The sequence below is a fragment of the Halomonas sp. HG01 genome (genome assembly GCF_000968715.2).
GTDB lineage: Bacteria > Pseudomonadota > Gammaproteobacteria > Pseudomonadales > Halomonadaceae > Halomonas > Halomonas halophila.
Genome location: NZ_CP022134.1, coordinates 1,411,525 through 1,432,413 on the forward strand (window position 1 = coordinate 1,411,525; position 20,889 = coordinate 1,432,413).

At 63.7% G+C, this 20,889-nt stretch carries 18 protein-coding genes and 1 pseudogene; 11 read left to right on the forward strand and 8 right to left on the reverse strand.

Features of this window, described 5'->3' with window-relative positions; genetic code table 11:
- Nucleotides 1-9: 9 nt before the first annotated feature.
- From UN84_RS06700 to UN84_RS06725, 6 genes are all read left to right on the forward strand, one after another.
- Entirely contained in the window at nucleotides 10-246 is a 237-nt protein-coding gene (locus UN84_RS06700) for a hypothetical protein (RefSeq protein WP_035595660.1), read from the forward strand.
- Nucleotides 239-1,762: a sodium:solute symporter family protein gene (locus tag UN84_RS06705; protein ID WP_046079589.1), complete on the forward strand. Its 1,524-nt coding sequence runs from the start codon at nucleotides 239-241 to the stop codon at nucleotides 1,760-1,762. The genes UN84_RS06700 and UN84_RS06705 overlap by 8 nt, the downstream gene beginning before the upstream one ends.
- A gap of 517 nt (nucleotides 1,763-2,279) precedes the next feature.
- Nucleotides 2,280-3,386: a porin gene (locus tag UN84_RS06710; protein WP_152662865.1), complete on the forward strand. Its 1,107-nt coding sequence runs from the start codon at nucleotides 2,280-2,282 to the stop codon at nucleotides 3,384-3,386.
- Between the two features lie 245 nt (nucleotides 3,387-3,631).
- A complete protein-coding gene (locus UN84_RS06715; protein WP_035595651.1) occupies nucleotides 3,632-3,979 on the forward strand; it encodes a DOPA 4,5-dioxygenase family protein in 348 nt (115 codons plus the stop codon).
- Between the two features lie 273 nt (nucleotides 3,980-4,252).
- Entirely contained in the window at nucleotides 4,253-5,143 is an 891-nt protein-coding gene (locus UN84_RS06720; protein WP_046079587.1) for a hypothetical protein, read from the forward strand.
- A gap of 128 nt (nucleotides 5,144-5,271) precedes the next feature.
- Complete coding sequence (locus UN84_RS06725; protein ID WP_152662864.1) at nucleotides 5,272-5,748, forward strand: hypothetical protein; 477 nt, start codon at nucleotides 5,272-5,274, stop codon at nucleotides 5,746-5,748.
- A gap of 24 nt (nucleotides 5,749-5,772) precedes the next feature.
- On the opposite strand, the gene UN84_RS06730 is transcribed toward UN84_RS06725, so the two are convergent.
- On the reverse strand, nucleotides 5,773-6,219 hold the full coding sequence (locus tag UN84_RS06730; RefSeq protein ID WP_052719369.1) for a DCC1-like thiol-disulfide oxidoreductase family protein: 447 nt from the start codon (nucleotides 6,217-6,219) through the stop codon (nucleotides 5,773-5,775).
- Nucleotides 6,220-6,478: 259 nt separating this feature from the next.
- Entirely contained in the window at nucleotides 6,479-7,444 is a 966-nt protein-coding gene (locus tag UN84_RS06735; protein WP_046079585.1) for an integron integrase, read from the reverse strand.
- A 249-nt stretch (nucleotides 7,445-7,693) separates the two neighbouring features.
- On the opposite strand from UN84_RS06735, the gene UN84_RS06740 reads away from it, so the two are divergent.
- Nucleotides 7,694-8,377, forward strand: coding sequence for a sigma factor-like helix-turn-helix DNA-binding protein (locus UN84_RS06740; RefSeq protein WP_173834975.1), 684 nt, complete (start codon nucleotides 7,694-7,696; stop codon nucleotides 8,375-8,377).
- On the opposite strand, the pseudogene UN84_RS06745 reads toward UN84_RS06740, so the two are convergent.
- A pseudogene (locus UN84_RS06745) lies at nucleotides 8,321-8,698 on the reverse strand (integrase core domain-containing protein); the annotation flags it as partial. The gene UN84_RS06740 and the pseudogene UN84_RS06745 overlap by 57 nt on opposite strands.
- A 100-nt stretch (nucleotides 8,699-8,798) precedes the next feature.
- Between UN84_RS06745 and UN84_RS06750 the strand changes: the two are divergent.
- Together UN84_RS06750 and UN84_RS06755 are read left to right on the forward strand one after the other, a co-directional pair.
- Nucleotides 8,799-10,817 carry a type I secretion C-terminal target domain-containing protein gene (locus UN84_RS06750; RefSeq protein WP_237022375.1) on the forward strand — a complete coding sequence of 673 codons (2,019 nt, stop codon included), beginning with the start codon at nucleotides 8,799-8,801 and terminating at the stop codon, nucleotides 10,815-10,817.
- A gap of 102 nt (nucleotides 10,818-10,919) precedes the next feature.
- Complete coding sequence (locus UN84_RS06755) at nucleotides 10,920-11,252, forward strand: hypothetical protein (RefSeq protein ID WP_046078518.1); 333 nt, start codon at nucleotides 10,920-10,922, stop codon at nucleotides 11,250-11,252.
- A gap of 83 nt (nucleotides 11,253-11,335) precedes the next feature.
- On the opposite strand, the gene UN84_RS06760 is transcribed toward UN84_RS06755, so the two are convergent.
- The 5 genes from UN84_RS06760 to UN84_RS06780 form a co-directional block, all read right to left on the reverse strand.
- Complete coding sequence (locus UN84_RS06760) at nucleotides 11,336-13,252, reverse strand: EAL domain-containing protein (RefSeq protein WP_046078519.1); 1,917 nt, start codon at nucleotides 13,250-13,252, stop codon at nucleotides 11,336-11,338.
- A gap of 3 nt (nucleotides 13,253-13,255) precedes the next feature.
- Nucleotides 13,256-13,972: a transglutaminase-like cysteine peptidase gene (locus tag UN84_RS06765; RefSeq protein ID WP_046078520.1), complete on the reverse strand. Its 717-nt coding sequence runs from the start codon at nucleotides 13,970-13,972 to the stop codon at nucleotides 13,256-13,258.
- Between the two features lie 75 nt (nucleotides 13,973-14,047).
- Complete coding sequence (locus tag UN84_RS06770; RefSeq protein WP_046078521.1) at nucleotides 14,048-15,211, reverse strand: cation diffusion facilitator family transporter; 1,164 nt, start codon at nucleotides 15,209-15,211, stop codon at nucleotides 14,048-14,050.
- 63 nt (nucleotides 15,212-15,274) lie between these two features.
- Complete coding sequence (locus UN84_RS06775; RefSeq protein ID WP_146909757.1) at nucleotides 15,275-16,429, reverse strand: 1-acyl-sn-glycerol-3-phosphate acyltransferase; 1,155 nt, start codon at nucleotides 16,427-16,429, stop codon at nucleotides 15,275-15,277.
- Nucleotides 16,430-16,457: 28 nt separating this feature from the next.
- Entirely contained in the window at nucleotides 16,458-17,390 is a 933-nt protein-coding gene (locus tag UN84_RS06780) for a recombination-associated protein RdgC (RefSeq protein ID WP_046078523.1), read from the reverse strand.
- Nucleotides 17,391-17,549: 159 nt separating this feature from the next.
- Here UN84_RS06780 and UN84_RS06785 point away from each other — a divergent pair, with 159 nt between their 5' ends.
- The gene (locus UN84_RS06785; RefSeq protein ID WP_046078524.1) at nucleotides 17,550-17,969 is read left to right on the forward strand and encodes an acyl-CoA thioesterase; all 420 of its coding nucleotides are present in this window, start codon (nucleotides 17,550-17,552) and stop codon (nucleotides 17,967-17,969) included.
- Between the two features lie 205 nt (nucleotides 17,970-18,174).
- Nucleotides 18,175-20,877: a DNA gyrase subunit A gene (gene gyrA, locus UN84_RS06790; RefSeq protein WP_046078525.1), complete on the forward strand. Its 2,703-nt coding sequence runs from the start codon at nucleotides 18,175-18,177 to the stop codon at nucleotides 20,875-20,877.
- The last annotated feature ends 12 nt before the right edge of the window (nucleotides 20,878-20,889 follow it).

Consider the following 20,889-nt stretch of genomic DNA (forward strand, 5'->3'; position numbering starts at 1 on the left):
GTTCTTGTCATGTCATCTCGTCTTGTCGTCCTGCCCACCAGTCGCGCCGGCTGGGGGCTGCTCATCGCTTTCGTCGCCCTGGTCGCCGCGGGCATCTGGCCGGTGATCGGCTGGGTGAATCGTGCCGTGCTGGTCCTCGGCCTGCCGCTGCTGGTGGTCTGGAGCTATGTGGTGATCTTTGCCTGCTTCGCCGTGATGCTGATCGCCAACCGCGTGCTCGAACGCAAGGAGGGGGAGCATGACTAGTCCCTGGCCGCTTCTCATCACCCTGGCCTACGTGGCCATCGCCATGGTCATTGGCCTGCGCGCCCGGGCCGGGCGACGCATGAACAGCCTCGAGGAGTGGGGCGTGGCAGGACGCAGCATGGGCCCGGTGACGCTGTACCTGCTGATCGCCGCCGGCAGCGTGAGCGCCTACACCTTCATGGGCGCGCCGGGCTGGGCCTATTCCAAGGGCGTGCCGGTGTTCTACGTCGCCGTCTATCTGGCCTACCTGGCGCTGGTGGCCTGGTACTTCGGGCCCAAGGTGTGGCGCTTCGGCCGGCAGTTCGGCCATGTCACCCAGGCCAGCGCCATCGCCGACCGCTACCAGAGCCCGCTGCTGGGGGCGCTGGCGGCGCTGGTGATGTCGATCGGCTCGGTGGCCTACGCGGTGCTGCAGACCATCGGTTCCGCCTACATCCTCAACGTGATGAGCGGCGGGGCGATCCCGATATGGCTGGCGGTGCCGCTGGTGCTGGCCTGCATCGCCGTCTACCTGTTCGTCAGTGGCCAGCGTGCCATCGGCCGTACCAACGCCTTCCAGGGCGTGCTGATGCTGGTGGTGGCCTGGGCGGTGGGGCTGTGGGCGCTGCACGGTGCCACCGGCGGGCTCGATGTCGGTGCGCTGTTCGGCCGGCTCCAGGCCGAGCACGGCGACTTCCTGACCCTGCCCGGCGGCGGTGGCGACATGAGCTTCAGCTTCTGGACCACCTCGATCATCGTCTCGATGCTTTCCTTCATGCCGCCGGTGTGGACCCAGTGGATGAGCGCGTCGTCCGCACGCACCATCCGCCGCAGTGCCACCTGGCTGCCGACCTACTACGTGGTGATCCTGCCGATGGTGGTGGTGGGCTTCATCGGCATCTTCGCGCTGCCCGACCTGGCGCGTAGCGACACCGTGGTCCTCGAATATGCCATGCAGTTCCTGCCGGTATGGCTGGTGGGGCTGCTCGGTGCCGGCACCCTGGCCGCGTCGATGTCCTCCAGCGAGCCCTTCATCCACTCGGTGGCGCTCTCCTGGAGCAAGGACGTGCTCCAGCCACTGCTGGGGCTCTCCGATGCGTTCACCGGCAAGCTGGCGCGCTGGATGATCGTGCCGCTGATGGCCCTGGTGATCGCACCGCTGGCGATCGCTGAACCCGGCAGCCTGGTGATGATCCTGCTGGTGGGGCTGGGCTTCGCCACCCAGGTGCTGCCGGCCTTCATCGGCATGTTCCTGTGGCCGCGCGCCTCGAAGTGGGGCGTGATGGCGGGCATCGTCAGCGGCTTCCTGGTGACCGTGGCCTTCACCACCGTGTGGAAGCATCCGCTGGGCATCCACGCCGGCTTCTGGGGGCTGATGCTCAATCTGCCGACGTTCGTCGCGGTGTCGCTGCTTACCCGGCCGGCCCCGAGCGAGGTGGTGGAGCGCTTCTTCCGCATCGCCGCGCCGAACGGCCTGACCCGGCTGGGCGGTCGCGAGCAGGGCGGCCGTGTCCTCGGCCGAGAGATCTCGTCATGATCCCCGCTGCCGGCCATCCCTCGGCGCTGGAGCCGCCGGCCCGGGTGAACGCGGTGATCCGCACCCTTCTGGCCGGCCTTGGCTAGCGGCCCATCGAGCGCCATCGGCCCCGCGTCAGCGGGGCCCGGACTGCCTGTGTCGTTGTCCTGACATCTAGCGCCTTTCCTCCATCTCTCCTCCAGCTCTCTTTTTTCTGCCGTTTTCGCGGCATTTTCCTTCATTTTGCTTCTTTTTCCTGCCCTGGCCACTTTGGCGGGGCGCAACGTCGTGCTCGATGCTACTGGCGTGATTCGATGTCGCAAAACAAATTAACTTGCTTACATTATGGATGACAAAGATTTGCTGGTTTATTATCTGTTCTGGCGTATTCGTTCATGCCAATTTCGCTCAGTGGTGGTGACCGATCCCGAATCCGCCGCGTTTTGCTTTCTCAATCGTCAATGTCGAGCCCAGGCTCGCAGTTACCAACAGGATCAGAATGATGTCGTTCAAGCGTAAACATGCCGTCACGGGTCTCATGCTCGCTGGAGTCATGGCCGGCCACGCCTCGCTGGCCCAGGCCGAGGTCACGCTGGTCGAGGCCAATCCCGACGGCGCGGGCTTCTGGGACCCGCTGGAGGTTCAGATCGGTGGCAGCATTCGCGCCCAGTACTTCAATGAGATGGGCAGCCAGGATGACGGCAGCTACAAGCACAACGTCTACGACGGCGGCAGTCGCCTGCGTTTCTCGGCCGACTACGCCGTCAACGACGACCTGACGCTGCTGGGCTACTTCGAGCCGGGCTTCGACCTGATGCACGTGCTGCGCCTGCACGGCCAGTACGACCGGGACGGCCGCCGCACTTCCCGGCGTCAGGCCTACTTCGGCGTCGAGAGCCAGCGTTACGGCACCCTGACCCTGGGTAAGCAGAACAGCGTCTACTACGACGTGGTCGGCGCCAAGACCGACGTCTGGGATAACGACATGCAGGCCCAGGCGCCGGGCGTCGGTCTGGACGGCGACTACGATGGCTCCTATCGCGCGCGTCGCAGCGCCAAGTATCGCTACGATGTCGGCCCCGCCTCGCTCTACGTCGGCGCGCTGTTCCAGGACGAGGACCTGCACGTCGGCAACGGCATCGACTACCGTCGCAACGGCGGCGGCGCCCTGGGCCTCGACTATCGGCTGACACCGGACCTGGTGCTCAGCGCGGCCTACAGCAACACCGGCGCCACGGTGCATGGCCAGGGCAGCGAACACTATCGTCAGGAAAACAGCGGCGCCGCGGTCACCTGGACGCCGAATCAGTGGTATCTCTCGGTGGGCGGCGGCTACTATCGCAACTTCGTGCCGTACATGACCGGCGATACCGACCGGTTCTTCCGCGGCGATGCCGCCGGTGTGGAGTATGTCGCCAAGTACGCGATCCTGCTGGACACTGCCGTGGTGAAGGAAGTGACTCCCTACGTCGCCGGCGACCGCCTGGAGATGCGCAACGGCAGCGACGATCACTACGATCACCAGTACGTGGGCGTTTCGACCCGGCTGCCGCACGGCTTCCAGGTCGATCTGGAACACACCTTCGCCGATACCTCGGATGACCAGGCCGACGCCACCCTGGCCCGCGTGCGCTACGACTTCTGATCCATTTCCCGTCCTCGATCTTCCCCCGGTCGCCGTCAGCGGCATCCCCGGCCGGGGGAGCTCCCATCAGGCCCTGCTCACGCGGCCCCTCCGCCTTGGCTGGCGTCTCCAGGCCGGCAGCATGACGGAACATCGCCTACCGTTCATACGAGGGGCAACGTCGGCTGCGGCTCACCGCTTCATGCCGTCATGGATCAGTGGTAGCGTTAAGATGTAAAGAAAAATTGCCGATAAACGAGGCTGAGATGAACGAACCGAAGCGCCCGGTGAATATTCACAAGGGCTACCATGCTCACGTCTACTTCGATGAAGAGACGGTGGACTTCGCATCCCGCCTTTGCGCGGAAGCGGGGGAGACATTCGGCCTGAAGGTCGGGCGCGTGCACCAGAAACTGGTCGGGCCGCACACCAGGTGGAGCTGTCAGATCACGTTCAGCCATAAGTCCTTCGACGCGTTCATTCCCTGGCTGGATGAACACCGCGGCAACCTGAGCGTGCTCGTTCACGCGCTGACGGGAGACGATTACGAGGACCATACGACCTATGCCTATTGGCTGGGGGATAGCGTGGAGATCAACCTGGACGGCCTCTAAACCGGAGGAGTCGCCCTGATCAGCCGCAGAACATGCCGCGGGCCGACTGGCCGGCGGCATTTTCATGAACCAGTGCGACCGGCCATTCGTGCGCCGCACGCATCGGTACCTCGCGCCACCGGCTGGAGACCTCGGGCTTCCTGCATGTGGTCGATTTCCTACAGGCTTGTCAGCGATAGCGCATTAAGAATGATGAAGTTTCTGTTAGTTTGGCCGGCCGCTTAGCCAAGACAAAGCGGTATCTATTCGAATCGAGTTAAAGGAAGTTCAAGGATGAACGAGCAATACGATGCCTTTTCACATGAGTCGACGGCGATCAGCGTGCGCAAGATCAAGTCAGGCCCGCCGCTGAGCTGGATCGTGGACGCGTTTCGGCTGGTTCGTGCGCACTGGAAGACGATCATTCCCGCTTACCTGATCGTGGTCGTGGTCTCCACGCTGCTCCAGGTCGTTGTCGGATCGCTTCAGCCGTACCATATCGGCATCGGAACGATGGTTGTCCTGGTGGCGGTGACTTTCCTTGCCGCTTTGTTGCAATCGGGCATGATGGCCGTCTTACACGGGGCGGCCGAGAATCGTCCCCGGGTAAGTGACGTGTTTCGTGGCTTCAAGGGAAGCAACCTCCTGGGCATGTTCCTGCTGTTCGTCAGTGCGCTGGCGATCTTCGCGGTCTTCGCGCTGGTGATGTTCCTGCTGATGAAGCTCTTCGGGGGGAGCTCGATGATGGGTGCCATGAACTCGTATGGCAGCCCTTATGGCTACTCCTATACCCGCATGATGGCGGAGATGATGGGCGGTTCGTCGCTGGTGGTCATCTTCTTCCTGGCCGGGGCCCTCATGGTGACGGCATTGCTCTTCTACGCGGTGCCGCAGATCATCGTGTCCGGCGAAAGCGTTTTTTCCGCATTGAAGAACAGCTTCCTGGCCACCTTCAAGAACCTTCTCCTGCTGCTGGTCTTCGGCGTTAACGCCGCAACGCTCTATGCTCTATTGCTGCTGGTTTCCATGGCCGGCGCTGCCCTCACCACCTCGATGGCCCTGATTGTCGTCGTCATGGTGGTAGTGATCTCGGGGTTCTTCCTGATCTTTAACGGGGCCTATTACCTCTCTTTCCGCGAGGTGCTGCTGGCCCGCCCGGAAGCCGCGAAGGTGGAGAACGCTTAAGCTAGATGGCGTGCCGCGCACCCACGAAAGCCGTGCATCATGATGCGCGGCTTTTTGGTGGATGGATCAGGAGCTCGAAGCTTCCAGGGAGCCGAAATGATATCTGGGGGTATTCCATCGGGGGGATCTTGAAACGAGGTCTCATCCCGGCATTGATGCTGTGCGGCACCGCTGCCGTGGCGGACGAGCTGGCCGAGGTCAACGGCGAGTGGCTCCATCGGCATGAGGCGGAGATCGTCGATCTTCTGCAGCACAACGAGACCTCCGTCGTGCCGGTCATCAACCTGCTCGGCAACACCTGGGCGGTGCGGGATGGCGTGCTGGGTAGCGAGGTATCCCCCTACATCGCCGAGGCCCTGGTGTATCGAACGGATTCCATGCTGGCCTGGTTCGCCGCGCATCGCTCTGCGCTGGACGCATGGCTGGCGAGTGTACCCGACAGCCTGTTCACGAATTACAGCGGCCGCGCGGCCTACGCCGAGTATCTGGCCGATCTGAAAGCCCGGCTTCTGGCGTCCCTCGAGGGCTATCGGGGAGAGCATCAGGCCGAGGCCGCACGCATCGCAGATGTGATCGCCACCGCCGAGGTGAGAGAAATCCGGTAGCGGGACATCACGACCCGCCGTCGCCTAGCGGCGCAGATTGTCGATGGGAGGGATGCGGCACAGCCGCAGCAGGGCGTTGCGACAGGCCTTGAGCCAGGGGTAGAGGCGGGCGGCTCGCCCGGGGCTGGCAAACAGGCGATACATCAGCCGGTTGAACACGCCGCTGCGGGTGCCGAGCAGGGTAAGGCGATGCAGGGCCTCGCTGCCGTGGTACCAGCGCTCGCCGATCTGCAGGGCGAAGCCCTGGTCCAGGTCGATGCCCTGGGCGCTGAGCTCGCGGCGGGCCTCGCTTTCCTCGCGCCCGTCGATCAGCTCCAGCTCGCCGACATCGCGGCGGATGCGGTACCAGAGCACATAGCGCCGACAGATCGGGCAGTCGCCGTCGTAGACCAGGCGCATCCGCCGGCCTGGCGCCTCGTCGCGCGCGGGCCTGTCGTGGCCGTATTCCAGATGATCGTTCGGTCCTGACATGCCGTGGCTCCCACCATGCGATGTGGCTTCCAGCCTACCTGTGCCTCGAACCGCTGCAAACCCGCCCATTTCTGCGCCATTCGGCATAGTTCAAGACGCGCCTTTTGCAGCCGATATCCCCTTCGAATAGGATCGGCTAATAAGGCTGCAGAAGACGGCCACAAAAGGGACTCAGGGGCTACCGCAGAGACGGCTGGAGTGTCGTCGCATCATGCAGGTCGGCAGGCGGTAGCGTGGCCGAGCATTCACGACGGCACGGCTAGTCCAGAGGGCTCCTGACACCCGCGAAGCCGCTTCCCAGCACATGAGTGTAGATCTGGGTGGTTTCGACGCTTTTGTGGCCCAGTAGCTCCTGAACCGTGCGTATGTCCGTGCCTCGGCTCAGCAACTGGGTAGCGAAGCTGTGTCGCAGGGTATGGCACGAACCCGGCCGCGGGAGATTCGCGGCACGCATTGCCTGTCTGACCGATTTCTGCACCGAGGAGGTATGGATATGGTGCAGTACCACTTTCCCGAAAGGGTCGAAGCAGGGTTTGCTGGAGGGAAATAGCCATTGCCACGCCAGCGACAGGCCGGCATTGGGATACTTACGATCCAGGGCATGGGGCAGGGTGACAGGAACCCGACCATTTTCGAGGCGACGGTTCAGCAAGTTCTGGGCCTCTGTTATTCGCTGTTGTATTGGCACGATGCAACCGGGGGGCAGCAGCGTGGTGCGATCCTTGTCGCCCTTGCCGGATCTCACCGTCAGCACTTGTCGATTGAAGTCGATATCTCGCACGCGCAACCGACAGGCCTCCGTCACGCGCAGGCCTGCCCCATACATCAGCGCGGCCATCAGATGCATCGGGCCTACAAGATGGCTCAGTACACGCATCACTTCGTCGTGCGACAACACTACCGGCAGCCGGCGAGGGCGCTTGGCGCGTGAGAACTCCCCGATCTCTCCCAAGGGCTGTTCGAGCACATGGCGATACAGGAAGACGAGGGCATTCAATGCCTGGTTCTGTGTGGCCGCAGCCACATGCCTCTCCACGGCCAGGTGCTCCAGGAAGGCGTGAACCTCGGAGGCTCCCATACCTGATGGGTGCCGTATCCCATGGAAACGAATGAAGAAGCGAATCCAGTAGCAGTAGGTCTTCTCGGTTCGCAGGCTGTAACGTTTCACCCGCAGGGTGGCCTTCACGCGACTCATCAGCTTCGGCGGCTTGCTGTGCGTATCCATGGTAGCCCTCTCTGGCATGGATGCCTATACAGTATTATTGGTGCCGGCAAAACGCGCAAGCACGCGAATCCTGCATAGGGGGCCGAGCTTTTCTTAGCTTTATGTGATATCAATGAGTTAGGTGTGAAATGGCTGGCTTGATAACGATGTTGAACGGGTCGGCGCGTTCATCCAATATCAGAGCGTTCCACCTAATCACTGTTAAGCCAAAGAATACCTAATTAGAGAACAGGATTAAGGATTTAGGAATTGAACCTCTTAGAAGAAATTGAAGACCTAGCCATTCGAACAGCCCAAGCCAGTTCTAGAAAAGAAAAGGATCGGAACACTGACATTATCAAGAAACGATTCTGTCTCAAGGGCGAAAATTTCTACACTCTTGAGGAAATCGGAGACTACTACGACATTTCTCGTGAACGAGTGAGGCAGATCGAAGCGAACACGATAAGCAACCTTCGTAAAGTTCTGTCTGGAGCAGCGCTTCAGAGTGGCGTGGCCGCCTCTGACACGGTTGTTCTTGAGTATGAAGGTCTGAAACAGGAGCTTTACGAACAAGATTATATACTTGTCGAGAACGATGTATTGCGCAGCATAGAGGAAAGGTTCTGCCTTAACGAAGATGCGGTTGTACTAAACGTGGTTCCTCTAGTGTTAGAGCTCCTAGGATTTTTTAAACTTCCAAATAAGATAAATGGCTACCCAGGGCAGATATTAAGTTGCTGGTGCTTGAGCGAAAGCTTTGATAGAAAATCAATTGAAAATGTGCTCAAGGCCCTAAAAAAATATAGGCCAAGGGCGGAGAAGATAAAGATATTTGACCTTATTGTTAAGGCAAAGAGAGAGCAAGGGGAAAAAATAGGCAAAGAGCTCCTTCATTTAATATTGAAAGTATGTGTCGGGTCCCGTGTGATTGACTACCCGCTTGGTGAATAACTTCGGCCGCTTGGCCTGCCATTCCTTCATCGCTGCAATCGGTGATTGATGATGCAGCGCCTTCTGAGGGATGTGGTGATTGTACAGCCAAGCGTAGCGTTTGAGCGTCTGCTCCAGATCCTCGCCTGAGGTATAGCGCCGGGTCGCCAGCACGTCACTGATGCGGCCGTTGAACCGCTCCACCATACCGTTCGTCTGTGGCCTTCCCGGCTTGATCAGGCGATGTTCGATATCATGGGCCTGGCACTCCTGGTCGAAGGGGTGGCGGCCGCTGGGCTTGCGCTCACCTGCCCGTGTGAAGCGATCGGTGAACGACTTGCCGTAGTACCTTCGGAACAATCTGGTGAGCGGCAGCCATCGTGACNTCGAAGACGGTGACGGCGACCGCTCCACCACCACACTGACCATCGACGTGGCCGACGTGACCCTGGTCGCCGATAACGCCAGCGAGACGGTGAACGAGGCCGCGCTGGACGATGTGGGCAGTGACCCGACGAGCCCTGCGGAGACGGCCAGCGGCCAGCTGGCGGTCGCCGGCACCGGGGTGACCTACACGCTCGACAGCGGCACGAACACCTACGGCACGCTGACGCTCGATGCCAACGGCAGCTACACCTACACGCTGACGCAGCCGTTCGACACCACGCCGGATGCCGATAATGGTGCCCACACCGAAATCGGCGCGGAGAGCTACGGCTACACCGCCACCGATGCGGCCGGCAACACGGTCACCGGCACCATCACCATCGACATCGTGGACGACGTGCCAATGGCAATCGCCCCCCAAAATGCCTACCTGGTCAATACGACCACTAATGCACTGACGGGGCTGCTGGATGTCGACGGGCAAGTTGAGGACAACTTCGGTGCTGACGGGGCAGGATCGGTTCTGTTCTCGGATTCATTGAATGGAGCCACGGCCTTGGACGCCGATGGTGATCCTCTGACGTCCGGTGGTCTGTCGATTACCTATAGCGTCTCGGCGGATGGTCAGACATTGACTGCCTCGACGTTAGCAGGAGAAATCTTCACGATCGATCTGAGCATCAATGACAGTGGGCAAGATACCTACGTTATCGAAATGTCGGGCACCGTGGATGGCGGGGCTAGCAGTATTGATTTCAGCGATGATAACTATGACTTCATCGGTGGGAATAGCGCGTGGGCGGGCTTCAATACCGCTGCCGATGATGATAGCCGTGACTTGTTGCTGACACCAATGATCGACGGTGCCAGTGCGGGATCTGTCAATACCAATGCCAATGAGGGTGGGGTAAGTGGCGGCAACTCAGTTGGTGCAAACGAAGCGATACGTGTTGATTATGTCGTCGACCTTAGTGGCACTCCTGTCAATGGAACGGACTATGAGGACGCTGGTGCCGATAACCATGTCTTCGATGGCCACTACCAGGTCAATGGGGCTGCGGCGACTTTTACTAGAACGTCTGGATCTACTGTCCTGTTCAAGGCTTTCGACGATGCCGATGGTGATAATACGGTAGGCGATGGCACACAAGACGATATCACCGCGGTTGGGATAAGCTTCGGCGGTGACTATGAACTGGTAGCCTATGACGGTACCGGCGGCCCATTCGTTACCAACGTGGGAGGAGAGGAGTTCATCGTTGTGTTCGCAGAGAACGGTGCTGGCAAGCTCGAGGCGAGCGTCGAAGGCATTGTCGGAGGGGCTCAGGTCTCGGTCTTCACTGCCGATGGCTATAACAGTGTCGAGTATCACTATGCTGCGGGAAATACCTTCAAGATCGGTGACTTCGGCACGACGGCCATCGAGCCAGGAGAGGAAGTGGCGTTCAGCGTGCCCGTCGAAATCGTGGATGGTGATGGTGATGTTGCGAGTAGCAGCCTCGATGTGCTGCTGCTTCCTGAAGGGACGCAGGACTACTCGAGCGAAAGCGCCGGTGTCTCCGTAACCGCGTCGGATGTGTCACCGGACATTATCGGGTCGGATTACGATGATATCCTGACCGGTAACGCTGACAGCAATATCCTGATCGGTAATGAGGGCAACGATACGATCAGCGGGCACGGCGGAGACGACCTGCTGATTGGCGGTGCGGGGGATGACATCCTCACCGGTGGTCCGGGTGCTGACGTTTTCGCCTGGAACCTCGGCGATGAAGGCATCAGCGCGACCCCCGCCGAGGATACGGTCACCGATTTCACGCCGGGTACCTTCGGCACCGATGCCAACGCGGACAAGCTGGACCTGTCGGACCTGCTGTCCGGCATGCAGGATGGTGAAGACCTGTCCAGCTATATTCAGTCGACCGATGATGGCACCAATACGACGCTGCATATCAGTACCTCGGGGGATATGACGTCGGGCGACGTCAGTGCGGCGGACCAGACTATCCAGCTGCAGAATGTGGTGACATCCGTGTCGGACCTTCAGAACAACGGCCAGCTCGATATCGAGTGAGTTCGGCTGGATCAGTCACCACTGCGCCCGGCCCATGCCGGGCGCGTTTTCTTGGTCCGATGCCTGCTAATATGCAGTCAGTGACCCAGAGGAGAGTGAATCATGTACGTCCAGCGTGACGAGGGTGGGAACATCCAGCTGGTGAGTCGCGAGGAGACGCCGGACTGCGCCGAGTTTCTGCCGGCGGATTCGCCGGAGCTGCTGGCGTTTCTGTCGGAGGGTGAGTCCGGCAAGGCGCGTTTCCAGGCCTCCGATCTGGCCTTCGTGCGAGTGCTGGAGGACGTGATCGCCCTGCTGATGGACAAGGGGCTCATTCGCTTCACCGAACTGCCCGAGGCGGCTCAGCAGAAGGTCATGGAGCGACAGTCATTGCGTCGCCGGCTCAATGGGCTGCACCTGGTGTCGGATCGTGAGGGCGGCGATGATGTGATCTGACCGTCCTCTTCGGGAGACTGAAGAAAGCCATGATTACACCGCCGGCCTTGTGGTCGGCGGTGTTCATTGGGGCGTGAAAACGGCTAGAAGCCGGTCTTGTCATTGTGGCGAATGCCCGGGCCGGTCACCCCGTCGAGCCCCAGTTCGAAGAGTGCCCGGGCCTGGTCGTGGGTCTCGACGCCCTCGGCGATGGCCAGGATGCCGAGCGAGTGGCAGAGCGTCGCCATGCCTCGCAGGATCGTCTGCTGTTCATGGCTTTCCGAGATGCCCTGCGTGAGCGAGCCGTCGATCTTGAGATAGGCGAGGCCAAGGTCGTGAAGGTTGGAGATGCGCGTGAACTCGGCGCCGACGTGCTCGAGCCCCACCCGGCAGTCCAGAGGCTGGAGCGCCTTGCACAGGCTGCGGAAGTGCTCGACATCCTGAATGGCCAGATTGCCGGGGATTTCGATCCACAGCCGACGGGCGGCCTCGGGGCGGGCGCTGAGACGCGCGCGAAGCTCCAGGGCGAAGCGAGCATCCCGCATCGCGTCGGCGGAAAGGTTGATACCCACCGGCTGATGGCGCTGGGTGATGTCCCGCAGGGCGGCATCGACGACGGCCAGGTCGAGCTGCGTCGTCATCCCCAGACGTGAGACCCAGGGGATGAACACGCCGGCGGCGTGCCACTGCTGCTTCAGGCGCAGCCGTGAGGGGCACTCGAAGTGCAGCAACTTGCCGTCGCGATCCAGTACCGGATAGTGGGCCAGGTCGACGCCTTCCTGAAGGGCGCCCTGGAGTGCCTCTCGCCATTCGGCATGGTTCTTGAACAGGCTGCCCGGCTGGTCGCCGTCGAGGATGACGATGTCCTGTTGTCCGTGGGATTCGGCCATCGACAGGGCGCCGTCGAGGCCGGCCAGCAGCGTGCCGCGATTGTCACCCTGGACATAGTGGCCGATCGCACCGGGTAGCAGGATGGCGGTGTCGCGGGCCTCGGCCAGCGCCTGAATCCGGGTGCTCAGCTTCTGCTGGGCGAAGGTCAGGTCGTCGAGCCCGGGCAGCAGCAGGGCGAAGTCGCTGCCGTTGAGGCGCCCGACCAGGCCGCTGCCGTGGTCCTGGGTCAGCTGTTCCAGCGAGGACACGAGCTCCTTGAGCAGGGCATCGGCGCCGGAATGACCGAGCCGCTCGTTGATGTCAGCCAGGTGGCTGACGCGGATCAGCGCCAGGCCTCCGCTGGCCCGGACGTCCTGGCTCTCCAGGTGGATCTGCAGCTGGGTGAGGAAGGCCTCGCGGTTCAGGGCGTCGGTCACCGCGTCGTGCTGCAGGCGGCGACGCAGTACATCGAGCTGCTGGCTCTCGCGCCCGAGCATGTCGCCCACGTCGCGACTCAGCTGGTTCATGGCCTCGACCACGTCACCCAGTTCCCGGGTGCGTGGCACGGGGGAGGTGGTGAAGCGGCGCATGCCGATGTCCCGTGCCTGCTCCACGACGCGGTGCAGGGGCAGGCGGATGCCGCGAATCAGCCAGCCGCCCAGCAGCAGGCCGAGGGTCCCGGCCAGCGCGAACCAACCGGTCAGCTTCAGGGTGCTGTGCCAGAGCGAGCGGTAGGCGTAGCTGTGCTGGCTTTCCACTGTCAGGGTGCCGAACTGCTGCCAGCCGTCCTGGATAACCGCCACGCCGGGCGCCACGTTGAAGTCGATCAGATCGACGAACCAGGCCGGGACATCGCCGATGGCCTCGTCGGCCTGACGGGCATCGATCAGCTCGCCGGTGGGGGTGCGCAGCTCGATGCGTCGATAGTAGCCGGTATCGAACTGGGCGGCGATCAAGAGCTCCAGGGTGACGTCGTCCTTCGGCATCTGGGTCATCGTCAGCGCCAGGGCGTTGGCATTGTCGGCGTTCTTGATGCGCACTTCCTGTTCGATGTAGGCGCGGCTCGTGGTCACGCCGATGAACAGGCTGGCTCCGAAGGACAGCAGCACCAGCCCGACGATGATCAACCACAGCTGCTTGATGAGTGACATGCGTTATCCCCCCTGGATGAATCCTTGCTGCCGCATGCGGTCGATGGCGCTGCGCCAACGCGAGAGACGCGCCACCGGATCGGCGCGCGACTGGCTGGAGCCCCCGGCCCACAGGCCGCTGCCGTTGAAGCTGAACAGCGGGTCGAGATCGGTGCGTCGGCTGGCCGGCGTGATCGACGTCACCAGATTGTCCAGCACCATGGGTTCCGCGCCGGGCGAGGCATAGTAGCCGAGCACCATGTGCGCCTGGGTGATCCGGCTGCGGCCGATGCGAGCCTTGACGTAGATCAGTCGCAGCTGTGACTCGGGCACGTCCAGCTCGCGCAGCGACACGTACTTGGCGATGGTGAAGTCCTCGCAGTCGCCGGCGCCGCGGCCCAGCGTCTCCAGCGGCGTGGCCCAGTAGTCTTCCTGACCCCAGACCCTTTCATCTTCCAGCCAGCGCACCCGGCGGTTGACGAAGTCGTTGACTCCGCGCAGCTGGGCGTCGATGTCGGCACCCCTCAGCTCGTCAAGCATCGCCAGCCATTCTTCCAGCACCGAGACGCCGTTCTCGCCATAGGCCTGACGCATGCTGACGCGCAGGCGCGCACGGTCGAGGCGTGCCTGAGCGTCGGCGGTATGCAGGCCCAGGACGCCCGCCGTCAGCAGACCGCCCAGCAGGGCCAGGCAGCGCCGGCGGCCGGGCGATATCGGGCCGGGGCGAAGGGCGTCGGACATGTCGTCCCGCTAATGAAGGATGGTGGCCTGCATCTTAGGCGGGTAGTGGCATCAATGCGAGAGCATGAATCGCGCTCAGGCGCGTCCCGGCCCTTGCCAGAGCCGCAGCCGGCCCAGCCAGTCGAGGTCGGCGGCCGCGCGCCGCAGGTCGGTCGCGGCATCATCCAGATCGAGCGCCTCCGGTGCCGTCAGATACAGCGACACGTCGATGCGATCGTCCAGGTAATGCAGGTCCAGGTCGATGCGGGCCCGCCAGGCCGGGGAATCGCCCCAGGCATCGTCGAGCAGCGACTCGACATCGTCACGCAGCGGCAGGCCCGGGCGCCGGCTGTGCTCGGTCTGGCCTTCGTCGTCCTCCGGGTCGATATGGAAGGTGATGTCGGCCAGGTGAGGCATGGCCTCGCGCAGTCGGCGGCTGACGGCATTGCCGATCTCGTGGGCCTCGGACACGGTGACCCGCGGTGGCACTACGATATGCAGGTCGAGCAGGGCGTCGCCAGCGATGCGGCGGGTGCGCAGCTCGTGGACGCCATGGACACCGGGCACCGTCTCGGCGGTGCGCTTCAGCAGCGCCTGCTCGTCCTCGGGCAGCGCCGTGTCGATCAGCTCCTGGCTGGACTCCCACAGCAGGCGCCCGCCGATCCGGCCGACCATCACGCCGACGACGATCGCCGCCAGTGCGTCCATCCAGGCGTACCCCAGCTGGGTCGCGACCAGGCCGACCAGTACCACCAGGGTGGAGAGCGCGTCGGAACGGGAGTGCCAGGCGTTGGCCTCGAGCAGGCGTGAGCCGATACGCCGTGCGGCGCGCATTGTGTAGTGATAGATCGCTTCCTTGGCGAGTAGCGAGGCGAGCGCGATGGTGATCGCCCATCCGCCGGGGGCGGGGATCGCGTCGCCGCCGATCAGCCGGCCCAGGCTCGCCCAGGCGATGGCACCGGCGACGAAGATCAGCACGCCGCCGAGCCACAGCGTGGCCAGGGTCTCGATGCGGCCGTGGCCGTAGGGATGTCCCTGATCGGGCGCCTGGCGGCCGAAATGCGTGGCCGCCATCACAAACAGATCGGTGAGGATGTCGGAGAACGAGTGAATGCCGTCGGCGACCAGTGCCGCCGAGCCCACCATCAGGCCGGCGATGAGCTTGGCCATGCCGACCAGGAAGTCCACCACCGCGCCGACCAGCGTGACTTTGTGGGCTTCCCGAGCCTGGGTGGCTCGCTGTTCGTGGCTCGGGGTCATTCAGGCTCTCCTGTCGGCGCTGGGGCGACGCTCCCTGTCACCCCACAGCATACGACAGCCGGGCTATATCCTGCCGTGAACGTGGCGTACCGGATTGGCGTACTGGGCCAGCCACCAGTCGCGCAGTTCCGCCGGCACCTCGGCCAGGCGAGCCTGGAAGCGGGCGCGATCGGCGTCGGTGACCTCGCTCAGGTCGAGCAGCTCCGGGGCGTCCCCCAGCGCCTCGAGGGCCAGGTAGTGACTGGGGAAGAGGTGATAGCCGCCCAGTACCTGGCGGTCGATCTCCGCGGCGACCGCCTCGGGGCTGTCGAAGTCCGCCGAGAGCGGGGTGCCGAAGCGCAGGTGCACACGGCCCTTCTGACCGGTGATGCCGGCGACGATGGAGCGGATGTCCTCGAACTCGCTCTTGTCGTAGCCGCCGCTGGTGTGCACGGCATGCAGCTCGCGGGCCTTCTGGACGTCGCAGGGGTCGTACTCGTAGCTGATCGATACCGGCACCACGCGCAGCTCGGCGATGGCCTCGCCGATGCCGGCATCGCGGTCCTCGCTGCGTCGCGCCATGCTCAGCATCTTGACGATCGCCGGGTCGGTGCCGTCGATGCCGTCCTTGGCGCGGCCCTCGCGCTGGGCCATCCAGATCGAGTGGTTGTCGCCGGTGATCGAGTGGCGGATATAGGCCGAGAGCTTCTGATAGGCGGCCAGCATGGCGCGCTTGCCGCGGGCACTGCGTGGCACGATGAAACTCTTGTTGAGCCGCATCAGGTCGGTGACATAGGGCTTCTGCAGCAGGTTGTCGCCGATGGCGATGCGCACCGTGTTGCGATCCGCCAGATAGAGGGCGTAGTTGACGAACGCCGGATCCAGCGAGATGTCGCGGTGGTTGCCGATGAACAGATAGGCCGTGTCGGGTTCCAGCCGTTCGAGGCCATCGACGCGAAAGTCGGTGGTCGAGTTGCGGATCATCCGCTGCATGTAGGACGCGATGCGATCCTGGAAGCCGCGGATGGAAGTGACGCCGCGCACCTCGCGGCGTACCGCGGCGCTGGCGATGGCCCGCGACAGTCGCGGCATCCACCTGGCCAGGCGCGGCAGGCGGAAACGGGTCAGGGCATCGAGCAGTTCCGGATCACGGGCGAGGCGCTCGAGGACCTCGGGCACTTCGTCGTCATGATAGGGCCGAATCTCGGCCCAGGGATCGTTGTCGTGTTGGTCTTGCATGGTCGTCATGAGCGCGGGGCCGTGTCGGTCAGGCGGAAGGGGTGGCCTGGCCGGCCTGGGCTTCGCCGCCCAGCCAGGCCAGCAGGCGCTCGATGCCGTCGGCCAGCGCCTGGGTCATCAGCATGAAATCGGTTTCCAGTCGCACCAGGGCGTCGTCGCCGTCGTCGGTCTGGCCGGCCTCGTCGATCAGGGCGTCGTCGAAGCGCAGCGACTTGACCGCCAGGTCGTCGTGGAGCACGAAGGTCAGCCGGCCCTCCAGGCCCAGCGCCATCTTGCTGGCCTGGCGGCCGCTCTCAAGCAGCTGCTGGATCTCGTCGCTGTCGAGGTCGACCTGGCGGGCCCGCAGCACGCCGTCGTCGCCCTTGGCCTTGAGCTCGACCTGGTCGCCGAGTGCCATGTCCTCGGGCCGGGAGGCGGCATCGCCGAGCCAGGTGGTCATGGCGCGCATCGGCAGGGTCTGGCTGGCCAGTGGCGTGACCTTGAGGCTGCCCAGCGTCTCGCGCAGCAGATCGAGCAGCTCCTCGGCGCGCTTGCGGCTGCTGGTATTGACGGCGATCAGGCCGCGGCGGGTGTCCCACCACAGGTCGACCTTCTGGCTGCGAACGAAGGCTCGAGGCAGCAGTTCCTCGTAGACCTGCTCCTTGAGCGTGAGCTTTTCCTGGCGGCGCAGCTTGCGGCTCTCGGCGACCTCGATCGCCTCGACGCGCTCCTCCAGCTCTTCCTTGACCACGGCGGCCGGCAGCAGGCGTTCCTGGCGCAGGGCGGTGATCAGGCGCTGGCCCTGCAGCTCGTGGAGCAGCTGAGTGCCGGCCCGTCCGGCGGGGGCGCACCAGCCGAGGCGGCGCGCCTCACTGCCGCCCAGCGGGCGAAACGCCTGCTCGCCGAGCGCTTCCTCGAGGCGGGCGGCGTCCAGCGCGGGCGCGTCGTGCAGGCGATAGAGATGCAAGTGCTTGAACCACATGAATGAAGCGTTTCCTGGGCGAAAAGGAGGCACATTATGGCGAATGGGGAACGGGGGTGCCAGCACGCGAACGGCATCGGCTTCAAACTGCTGTTTGAATGTCGGCGGCGGGCCTGACTAGAATCGGTTTTCCTTCTTTCATGGTCCCGGGAGATTCTCATGGCTGATCGTCGTTCCACCATTTCGCTGCGCGTTCGCGGCTACCACCTGGACGGCTACGGCCACGTCAACAACGCCCGCTATCTGGAATTCCTAGAGGAGGGGCGCTGGAGCTTCTTCGACGAGCGCCCGGCGCTCGGCGAGGTGGTTCGCCGGGGGGAGGTGGCCTTCGTCGTCGTCAATCTCAACATCGACTACCGGCGTGCCGCCACGGCCGGCGACGAGCTCGAGGTCGTCACCGGCCTGGCCGAGCTTGGCAGCCGCAGTGCCCGCATGCACCAGGACGTGCGCCGGGCGCGTGATGGCAAGACCGTGGCCAGCGCCGACATCACCTTCGTGCTGCTGGACGTGGCCACCAACAAGGCGGTGAGCATCAGCGGCGATCTGTACGAGGCTCTGGCGCCGCTGGTTGTCGAATGAGGTGCCGCGGCGGCACGAGAAGGCGTCAGCGTCTCCTCTGGCGGGGTATCGCCGTCGCGGCATGCCAGGACGCCGTGAACGGCGATGGCCCGTCAGACCGCTGCTTTGCGGCGCCCGGAGTGGTATGATGCTCGGCTGAAATGGCGCGCCGTCTCACGGCCAGACGGCGCGCCAACCTCTTGCAGTGCAAAGGATTCGACGACCCATGGGTGACATCGCCAGAGAGATTCTGCCAGTCAACATCGAGGACGAGCTCAAGCAGTCGTACCTCGATTACGCGATGAGCGTGATCATCGGCCGTGCGCTGCCCGACGTGCGCGATGGCCTGAAGCCGGTCCACCGCCGTGTGCTGTACGCCATGCACGAGCTGGGCAACGACTGGAACAAGCCGTACAAGAAGTCGGCGCGCGTCGTCGGCGATGTCATCGGTAAGTACCACCCTCACGGTGACAGCGCCGTCTACGACACTATCGTGCGCATGGCCCAGGACTTCTCCATGCGCCACGTGCTGGTGGACGGCCAGGGCAACTTCGGTTCCATCGATGGCGACAACGCCGCCGCGATGCGTTACACCGAGGTGCGCATGGCCCGGCTCGCCCACGAGCTGATGGCTGACCTCGAGAAGGACACGGTCGACTGGGTCGACAACTACGACGGCACCGAGCGCATCCCCGACGTGCTGCCGACCAAGGTGCCGAACCTGCTGGTCAACGGCTCCTCGGGCATCGCCGTGGGCATGGCGACCAACATCCCGCCGCACAACATGACCGAGGTGATCGACGGCTGCCTGGCGCTGATCGACGATCACACCCTGTCGGTCGACGACCTGATGGAGTACATCCCCGGTCCGGACTTTCCCACCGGCGGCATCATCAACGGCCGCGCAGGCATCCTCGAGGCCTATCGCACCGGCCGCGGGCGCATCTACGTGCGCGCCCGTCATACCATCGAGCATGACGACAAGACCGGTCGCGATCACATCATCGTCACCGAGCTGCCGTACCAGGTGAACAAGGCGCGGCTGATCGAGAAGATCGCCGAGCTGGTCAAGGACAAGCGCATCGACGGCATCGCCGAGCTGCGCGACGAGTCCGACAAGGATGGCCTGCGCGTCGTCATCGAGGTCAAGCGCGGCGAGTCCGGTGAGGTGGTGGTCAACAATCTCTTCGCCCAGACCCAGCTGCAGAACGTCTTCGGCATCAACATGGTCGCCCTCGAGGGCGGCGAGCCGCGCACGCACAATCTCAAGGAAGTGCTCGAGGCCTTCATCCGCCACCGCCGCGAGGTGGTCACCCGGCGCACCCTGTTCGAGCTCAAGAAGGCCCGCGAGCGGGGTCATATCCTCGAAGGCCTGACCGTCGCGATCTCCAACATCGACGATGTGATCGAGCTGATCAAGGCCTCGCCGAACGCCGCCGAGGCCAAGGAGAAGCTGCTCGGCCGCAGCTGGTCGCCGGGTCAGGTCACCGGCATGCTCGAGCGGGCCGGCGCCCACTCCTGCAAGCCCGAGGACCTGGAGGAAGGGTTCGGCCTCAACGACGCGGCCACCGAGTATCGCCTCTCGCCGGCCCAGGCCCAGGCGATCCTCGAGCTGCGCCTGCATCGCCTGACCGGCCTCGAGACCGAGAAGCTGCTCGACGAGTACCTGAAGATCCTCGAGCGGATCGCCGAGCTCACCGAGATACTGGCCAGCGCCGAGCGCCTGCTGGAAGTGATCCGCGAGGAGCTCGTCGCCGTGCGCGATCAGTTCGGCGAGACGCGTCGCACCGAGATTCAGGCCAGCCATCTCGACCTGTCCATCGAGGATTTGATCGCCGAGGAAGACATGGTGGTCACCGTGTCCCGCTCCGGCTACGCCAAGACCCAGCCGCTGTCCGACTACCAGGCCCAGCGTCGCGGCGGCCGCGGCAAGTCCGCCACCTCGATGAAGGACGAGGACGTCATCGAGCATCTGCTGGTGGCCTCGACCCACGACACCGTGCTGCTGTTCTCCAACCGCGGCAAGGTCTACTGGCTCAAGGTCTACGAGATGCCGGCGGCCAGCCGCGGCTCGCGCGGCAAGCCGCTGGTCAACCTGCTGCCGCTGGACGAGGGCGAGTCGATCAACGCCATCCTGCCGGTGCGCGAGTACGATCCCGAAAGCTACATCTTCTTCGCCACCGCCAAGGGCACCGTCAAGCGCACCAGCCTGGAACAGTTCTCCCGGCCGCGCAGCGTGGGCCTGATCGCCATCGAGCTGGAAGAAGACGACCGCCTGGTCGGTGCCGCCATCACCAGCGGTTCGGACCACGCCATGCTGCTGTCGTCCAACGGCAAGGCAATCCGCTTCGAGGAAAACGACGTGCGCGCCATGGGCCGCACCGCCCGCGGCGTGCGTGGCATGAAGCTGCAGGGCGGCGCCGAGGTGATCAGCCTGATCATTCCGCAGAGCCAGCGGATCGACACCGAGGGCGAGGACGCGTCGGTCGATAGCGTCGAGGACGTCAATGGCAACGGCGGACAGATCTACATCCTTACCGCCAGCGAGAACGGCTACGGCAAGCGGTCCCGCCTCGAGGAATTCCCGCTGCGTGGCCGCGGCGGCCAGGGCGTGATCGCCATGCAGACCAGCGAGCGCAACGGCGCCCTGGTGGCGGCGATGCAGGTCTACGGTGCCGACGAGATGATGCTGATCACCGACCGGGGCACCCTGGTGCGGACCCGCGTCGACGAGGTATCGATCAGCTCGCGTAACACCCAGGGCGTGATGCTGATTCGCCTGGGCGAGGCCGAGTCGCTGGTCAAGACGGTGCGCATCGACGAGCCCGAGGAAGACGCGGCGCCCGCCGAGGACGCAGAGGGTGACGAGAGCGGCGCCCCCGATGCCGAGGCCGGCGGTGAGCCGTCGGCCGCGGACGACGAGCAGTAATAGCTAACGGAA